Source organism: Alysiella sp., from assembly GCF_030525755.1.
GTDB lineage: Bacteria > Pseudomonadota > Gammaproteobacteria > Burkholderiales > Neisseriaceae > Simonsiella.
The window spans coordinates 21,816-28,494 of sequence record NZ_JAUNEC010000022.1 but is presented as its reverse complement, the minus strand read 5'-3'; the positions used below and the strand labels follow the sequence as shown (position 1 = coordinate 28,494).

8 protein-coding genes and 1 pseudogene are annotated in these 6,679 nt (G+C 44.3%); 5 read left to right on the top strand and 4 right to left on the bottom strand.

The features are described from left to right. From Q4B82_RS05560 to Q4B82_RS05535, 5 genes and pseudogenes are all read left to right on the top strand, one after another. Window positions 1-268: NADP-dependent isocitrate dehydrogenase (locus tag Q4B82_RS05560; protein ID WP_303065439.1), on the top strand; the 268-nt coding region annotated here is incomplete at its 5' end. A 238-nt stretch (window positions 269-506) separates the two neighbouring features. Further along, entirely contained in the window at window positions 507-1,343 is an 837-nt protein-coding gene (locus Q4B82_RS05555) for a YwqG family protein (RefSeq protein ID WP_303065438.1), read from the top strand. Further along, a pseudogene (locus tag Q4B82_RS09510) lies at window positions 1,309-2,639 on the top strand (YdiU family protein). The gene Q4B82_RS05555 and the pseudogene Q4B82_RS09510 overlap by 35 nt, the downstream one beginning before the upstream one ends. A 514-nt stretch (window positions 2,640-3,153) precedes the next feature. After that, complete coding sequence (locus tag Q4B82_RS05540) at window positions 3,154-4,161, top strand: ornithine carbamoyltransferase (RefSeq protein WP_303065435.1); 1,008 nt, start codon at window positions 3,154-3,156, stop codon at window positions 4,159-4,161. Between the two features lie 64 nt (window positions 4,162-4,225). Further along, complete coding sequence (locus tag Q4B82_RS05535; RefSeq protein WP_303065434.1) at window positions 4,226-4,417, top strand: phosphoribosyl-ATP pyrophosphatase; 192 nt, start codon at window positions 4,226-4,228, stop codon at window positions 4,415-4,417. A 67-nt stretch (window positions 4,418-4,484) separates the two neighbouring features. Here the strand turns inward: Q4B82_RS05535 and Q4B82_RS05530 are convergent, their stop codons facing one another. From Q4B82_RS05530 to Q4B82_RS05515, 4 genes are all read right to left on the bottom strand, one after another. Beyond that, window positions 4,485-5,102 carry a YigZ family protein gene (locus Q4B82_RS05530; protein WP_303065433.1) on the bottom strand — a complete coding sequence of 206 codons (618 nt, stop codon included), beginning with the start codon at window positions 5,100-5,102 and terminating at the stop codon, window positions 4,485-4,487. A 45-nt stretch (window positions 5,103-5,147) separates the two neighbouring features. Further along, on the bottom strand, window positions 5,148-5,645 hold the full coding sequence (locus tag Q4B82_RS05525) for a hypothetical protein (protein WP_303065432.1): 498 nt from the start codon (window positions 5,643-5,645) through the stop codon (window positions 5,148-5,150). Then, window positions 5,638-5,838, bottom strand: coding sequence for a helix-turn-helix transcriptional regulator (locus Q4B82_RS05520; RefSeq protein ID WP_368501334.1), 201 nt, complete (start codon window positions 5,836-5,838; stop codon window positions 5,638-5,640). Before Q4B82_RS05520 ends, Q4B82_RS05525 begins: the two co-directional genes overlap by 8 nt. A gap of 109 nt (window positions 5,839-5,947) precedes the next feature. Next, window positions 5,948-6,676 carry a DUF1287 domain-containing protein gene (locus tag Q4B82_RS05515; protein ID WP_368501333.1) on the bottom strand — a complete coding sequence of 243 codons (729 nt, stop codon included), beginning with the start codon at window positions 6,674-6,676 and terminating at the stop codon, window positions 5,948-5,950. Window positions 6,677-6,679: the final 3 nt, after the last annotated feature.

Genomic DNA, 6,679 nt, shown 5'->3' with positions numbered 1-6,679 from the left:
CGAATTGGACAATCGCGGCAGCCATTTCTACATCGCTTTGTATTGGGCGCAAGCTCTGGCAGCGCAAGACAAAGACGCGGATTTGAAAGCGACTTTTGCGCCCGTTGCCGAAAAATTAGCCAGCCAAGAAAGCGAAATTTTGGCGGAATTGGCAAGCGGCGCAGGCAAAGCGGTGGATTTGAACGGCTATTATTTTGTTGATGCCGACAAAGTTGCCCAAGCCATGCGCCCCAGCGTGAAATTGAATGCAGTGATTGACGCGTTGTAATTTCAATCATGTGATTTGAAATGATTACAGGCAGCCTGAAATGCAATCGTTGATATTCCAGCAACCTACTCCCTCTCCTTTGGGAGAGGGCTGGGGAGAGGGAAAAATCGTTGAGCATTGAGCGTTTTACCCTCTCCCTAACCCTCTCCCACAGGAGAGGGAACTGGGTTACTTAAATTTATCAATGACTTTTATCCCAAACTCGCGTTAAATTAACTTTAAAAAGGGAAAGCAGATTATGTCATTAAATATTCCTGTTGAGTTTCAAGATTTTGCCGATGAAATCATCGCCAGTTGCAAGCCCAGCGCACCATTCACGCTGACCGCCACGCCCACGCAATTGTGGGACAGCAAAGTGGGCGGCAAGCCTTATTTACCACGCGATTTTGCTTATCCAAACAATCCTGATGGCGAGCCTTTGTTCTTTTTGGCGCAAATCAATTTCGCGCAAATGCCCGCCTTGCCTGATTTTCCGAGCAAGGGCATTTTGCAGTTTTTCATTGACGGCAAAGACGATTGTTATGGCATCAATTTTGATGACTACACAGACAATTCGCGCTACAAATTGATTTACCATGCTGATGTGGTTGAAAACGCAGATGAATTGCAACAAGATTTTGATTTTGTTCAATTTGATGAAAACGATTATGGCGTACCGTTTCCGCCTAATCACAGTTACCAAATTCATTTTCAGGCTGCCACGCCACAGCCGATTACGCAACACGATTTTGCTTTTGGTAAAGTGGTGCCTGAATTATTTGATTTTTTGGACGAAAAATCCGAAGACGATGATTACGAATGGGATTTACACGACAAATACGATGAATTTTCAAACAGCGAACAACATCGCGTAGGTGGTTATCCGTATTTCACGCAAGACGATGTGCGCGGTTATGGCTCGTATGATTTGAAAGATTATGTACTGTTATTCCAATTGGTTAGCGATTGGGGAACTTATAACGAAGGCGTGGATATTTTGTGGGGCGATTGCGGTGTGGGCAATTTCTTTATCCGCCCCGAAGATTTGAAAAATCTGGCGTTTGATAAAGCGTTTTTTACGATGGATTGTTGTTGATGGGTTTTCAGGCTGCCTGAAACTGGATAATCCTCACCCCATAGCCAGCGTTTACAGCGGACACCAATTCGGCATTTGGGCGGGACAACTTGGAGACGGGCGAGCATTATTATTAGGCGAAGCCACCGACCAACACGGCACACGCCACGAATGGCAACTCAAAGGTGCAGGCAAAACTCGCTATTCGCGTTTCGCAGACGGGCGTGCCGTATTGCGCTCATCCATTCGCCGCGAATACATTGCCAGCGAAGCCATGCACGCGCTGGGCATTCCCACCAGTCGCGCCCTGTGCTTGGCAGGCAGTGCACACCCTGTTTACCGAGAACAAGCCGAGACCGCCGCCATTCTCACACGCACCGCCCCTACATTTTTGCGTTTCGGACATTTTGAACATTTTTATCACCAAAAACAAAACCACCTTGTTCGCACCCTTGCAGATTGGTTAATTCACCATTTTTACCCTGAATGTGCCGAAGATGTGCAACCTTATGCTGCATTATTTGCCAAAAAAGTGCCGAATTGGTGGCAGCATGGCAAGCTGTTGGTTTCTGTCATGGCGTATTGAACACCGATAATATGTCAGTATTGGGTTTAACAATAGACTATGGTCCTTACGGCTTTTTGAACCAATACAATCGCCACCATATTTGCAATCATTCCGACCACAAAGGACGTTACGCCTATTATCAACAGCCGTATATCGTGCATTGGAATTTATCGCGTTTGGGTGGCTGTTTTCAAGAGCTTGCCGATTATGAGCAACTGTCGCAGATTTTGCATGATTTTGTTGCCCAATTTCAGGCAGCTTATCACACCCAAATGCGTGCTAAACTGGGTTTCAAGCAGCCTGAAAAAAATGATGAGGCATTATTTGATGATTTAAGCCATGTTTTACACACCTTACGCTGCGATTACACCTTATTCTTCCGATATTTGGCAGATTTGGATAGTACACACAATGCCCCATTGCCTGCAAAACTTGTCAATTTATTGGGTAAAAAAGTGCAAGAACCCATTTTCCAACATTGGCTTTATACATACCGCAACCGTTTACGCACTGAACAGCATGACCCAAACGAACGTGCTGCCGCAATGAATGCCGTCAATCCACTTTATATTGCACGTAACCATTTATTACACCATGCAATTGAATTGGCACAGCAAGGCGATTTTGCTGCAATTCACCGTTTACAAAACTGTCTCAAAACGCCGTTTACCGAACAAGCCGATTATGCAGATTTGGCATTACCACCCGATGATGACACCCCCGTTTGTGTAATCAGCTGTTCCAGTTGAATGAAAACTTTTGCAAGCAGATTTCACATCTGTCTTGTTTCAGTTGTGGCAGTTGAAAAATCTTGTCATATATGCCCAAATATGGCTGACCAAACACAATTTATCATTAAACCATTTAAAAATAGTAACAAGTGCAGGGCGAAAAAAATTGCACTCCCACTTATATTCTGTTTTTCCATTCAGTTCACAACATATAGAATAAAGAAAAAGGCAGCAAGACAATACAAACAACACTTCAAAACGAACGCAATTATAATCATAGAAGTGAAAAAGCAATATAAGGCAACAACGAGAGCCATGTATGGTAGTAGAGGCGTTGACAACAACGTGCTACTTTCTCAATTCTGTGACTATTTATGATGCTTTTTAAACAACACTATTTTCAAGCTGCCTGAAACAAATCGTGCAAGAAGCTGCTATTTCACGCATAATTGGAGCTTATTTGAATTTTGAGAGGCTGCCATGTGTTTCAGGCAGCTTAACTGCATTTTGTCGCATTAATAAAGGAAATCCCATGCCTTTCAATTTGCACAACCGCCATTTATTGAGCTTGTCGCGCCACACCCCACAGGAAATCCGTTTTTTGTTGGATTTGGCACGCGATTTAAAGCACGCCAAATACAATGGTACCGAACAGCCACGTTTGCGTGGCAAAAACATCGCACTGATTTTTGAAAAAACCTCCACCCGCACACGCTGTGCCTTTGAAGTAGCAGCACACGACCAAGGCGCAAATGTTACCTATATTGACCCTCAATCCTCACAAATCGGACACAAAGAAAGTATCAAAGATACCGCACGCGTGTTAGGTAGAATGTACGATGCCATTGAATATCGCGGGTTTTCGCAAGAAATTGTGGAAGAGTTAGCACAATATGCAGGCGTACCCGTGTTCAACGGTTTAACCGATGAATGGCACCCCACACAAATGTTGGCAGACGTACTGACCATGCTGGAACACAGCAATAAGCCTTTAAATCAAATCAGCTATGTTTATTTGGGTGATGCACGCAACAATATGGGTAACTCACTGTTAATGATAGGCGCAAAATTGGGCATGGACGTACGCATTGCCGCACCCAAAAACTTGCAACCCGAAGCAGCTTTGATTGCCCAATGCAAGCAATTCGCCCAAGAAAGTGGCGCACGTTTATTGATTACAGACAACATTCAAGCAGCCATTCAAAATGTGGATTTTGTACATACCGATGTGTGGGTTTCCATGGGCGAACCCCCTGAAGTGTGGGCAGAACGCATCACCGCTTTAAAACCCTATCAAGTGAATGCCACATTGATGGCAGCAACAGGCAATCCATACACCAAATTCATGCATTGTTTACCTGCATTCCACAATACCGAAACGGTAACAGGATGCAAAATTGTCCAACAGTACCCTGAATTTGCCAATGGCATTGAAGTAACCGAAGAAGTATTTGAATCGTCGGCCAGCATTGTGTTTGACCAAGCAGAAAATCGCATGCACACCATTAAAGCTGTCATGGTTGCATCATTGGCACAATAAACCCTGCATTCAAGCATACCTAATACATTTTTTCATTTATCTCATTTAAAGAAAGGTTAAAACCATGAATTCAAAAGAAGGACAAAGTGCGTTAGAAACCATGTTAATGGAAAGTCTCATTCAAAAATTAAAAAACTTGGGCGCAGACATATCCCATACACAACACACCATTCAAACATTAGAATTCAACGAAATTCGTGCACATCTAACGCGTACCGATGAAGATTTAAAAGCACAATTTCCCAACCTATTCTAATCATTGTGTTTTTTAAACTCCTTTCTCCCAATCAAGCTGCCTGAAAAAAAACGTGTGAAACACAATTTCACACGGTTTTTTGTTCATCAATCACATCAATCGCCCTAGTATGCTGCCACGCCGCCATTGCCGCCGCAAAATCCGCCAAAGGCACACGCACGGTCAAACGGCAATCCAGTTGTAAATCTTGCGCGATGATTTGGGCGTGGTGATTTTTGGCAATGCGTAAAGCGTCATTCAAATGCGGATAGTCGCAACGCAAACAAACCGTCTTTTCAATATTTTTTTCAATGATTTGGGCTGCCTGTAAAGCCATTTGCGTACTGGTTTTATAGGCGTGAATCAAGCCCGACACGCCCAGCAAAGTCCCGCCAAAATAGCGCACCACCACCACCAAACAATCGGTCAATTCAAACGAATCAATTTGCCCCAAAATCGGGCGACCTGCGCTGCCTGACGGTTCACCGTCATCGTTGGCGCGGAATTGGTTGCCGTCCACCCCCAAACGGTAGGCGTAGCACCAATGGCGGGCTTTGTGGTGTTCTTGGCGCAAATTATCCACGATGGTTTTGACTTCGTCTGCCGTCAAAATGGGGTAGGCATAGGCGATGAAACGGCTGCCTTTGTCTTTCAATTCGGCTTGGCAGGGGGCGGATAGGGTTTTGTAGGTGTTGATTTGGGTCATTTTGTTGCTTTCAGGCTGCCTGAAAATGGATTTGTGAAATTGAAATCAGTTTTCCCATTCAGCCCATTCTTGCTGAATGTGTTTTTTTGCGCTGCGATACAATCCCCACGCAATGATTAAAGCGGTTGGCACAGCAAAAAACAATGCACCCAAACGGTATTCAGGCTGCTGCAAAGCAATCAATCCATAAATCATGCTTGCCACCAATATGCCTTTAATCCATGCAGTTTTGCGTGCTTGTTGCAGCATGACTGTGGCGTTTTGGGGTGTGATGTGGGTTTCAGACAGCGTTTCATCGGCTAAATGGTTGATTTTTTTGTTTCCATGTACAAAATAAGCCAATGCAATAAACAGCCAAATCGCATTTTTGCCCATTTCCCAATCCAAAATCATGCTGAAAGCCCACACAATAAAAGACAAAAAATACACACTCACAGCCAAATGGCTCAATCTTTGCATGGTTTCCTGACGTTCACGTTCATCTTGTTTGCCAACAGCATAGTCCAGCAAATTGCCATGCGGTTTTTTGGTGGATTTATTCATGATTTTCGTCCCAAAAAAGTGTGTTTAAATCGGTATTCAACGCTTTGGCGATACGGATACATAAAGCCAGCGTGGGGTTGTAGTCTTGGTTTTCAATTAAATTGATGGTTTGGCGCGACACTTCTACCAAATTTGCCAATTCCTGTTGTGAGAGTTGATTTTGTTTGCGGTAAAGTTTGATGCGATTCATGATGTAAAAATGTCGTCTATATTTGACAAGTATCATAACGAAGTAGGTGTTTTTTGTCAAATATAGACGACATTTTGGATAAAAGATTGTTCAGGCTGCCTGAATTTTTGGCTTAAATGGGCAAGCGAAAATGCCCCGTTATCGTGTGTTGGTGCAAAATGTCTTCTTCCTGCGTGCCTGCGCCGATATTGTGGATAATCAAAGGCGTATCGCCATTTTTTCTATCGGAAACAATGCCGATATGGGGTAAACGGTTGCCGTTCAATTCCCACGTTACAATGTCGCCTGCCTGAAAATCGCCCTTTTGCGGCACCGCCCAACCTTGTCGCGTGAAAAACGTGATGAGATTCGGCACACGCCTGTGGTCAATATTGGGGTCGGGGCGTTTCAAGCCCCAGCGTTTGGGATAGACAGAAAAGTTTTTCTTCATGTCCTGATGAACCAGTTGCTGCAAATCCATTTTTTGCCCGCGCAAGGCACGAATCACGACATCGGTACACACGCCTTTTTCCAACGGCACATCGCCCATCGGATATGCCAACGCGGTGTAAGCTGGGTCGTAGCGGACGGTTTTGCCGATTTGGTTTCGTGCCGATTGCACCAATTTGGGTGTAAATGTTTCATGTGAAACATTTTCTTTTGATACTTCGGACGTGGCGTGGGGTGGTGGATTGTGTGGTTCTGGCGTAGGGGTAGGCTGTTCGCCACAGGCATTCAGCAACCATGCCATCATGATAATCCATGTGTTTTTATTCATCAAATTCACTTTCAGGCTGCCTGAAATAGGGAAAAACACACCCAATTTCAACAACCATGCTAAAATCATTTTGGCTTTTCCCATGTT

Coding starts and splice junctions, on each gene's coding strand:
- Q4B82_RS05535 (WP_303065434.1), top strand. CDS start 4,226: ATGAATTCAAAAGAAGGACAAAGTGCGTTAGAAACCATGTTAATGGAA.
- Q4B82_RS05540 (WP_303065435.1), top strand. CDS start 3,154: ATGCCTTTCAATTTGCACAACCGCCATTTATTGAGCTTGTCGCGCCAC.
- Q4B82_RS05530 (WP_303065433.1), bottom strand. CDS start 5,102: ATGACCCAAATCAACACCTACAAAACCCTATCCGCCCCCTGCCAAGCC.
- Q4B82_RS05555 (WP_303065438.1), top strand. CDS start 507: ATGTCATTAAATATTCCTGTTGAGTTTCAAGATTTTGCCGATGAAATC.
- Q4B82_RS05515 (WP_368501333.1), bottom strand. CDS start 6,676: ATGGGAAAAGCCAAAATGATTTTAGCATGGTTGTTGAAATTGGGTGTG.
- Q4B82_RS05525 (WP_303065432.1), bottom strand. CDS start 5,645: ATGAATAAATCCACCAAAAAACCGCATGGCAATTTGCTGGACTATGCT.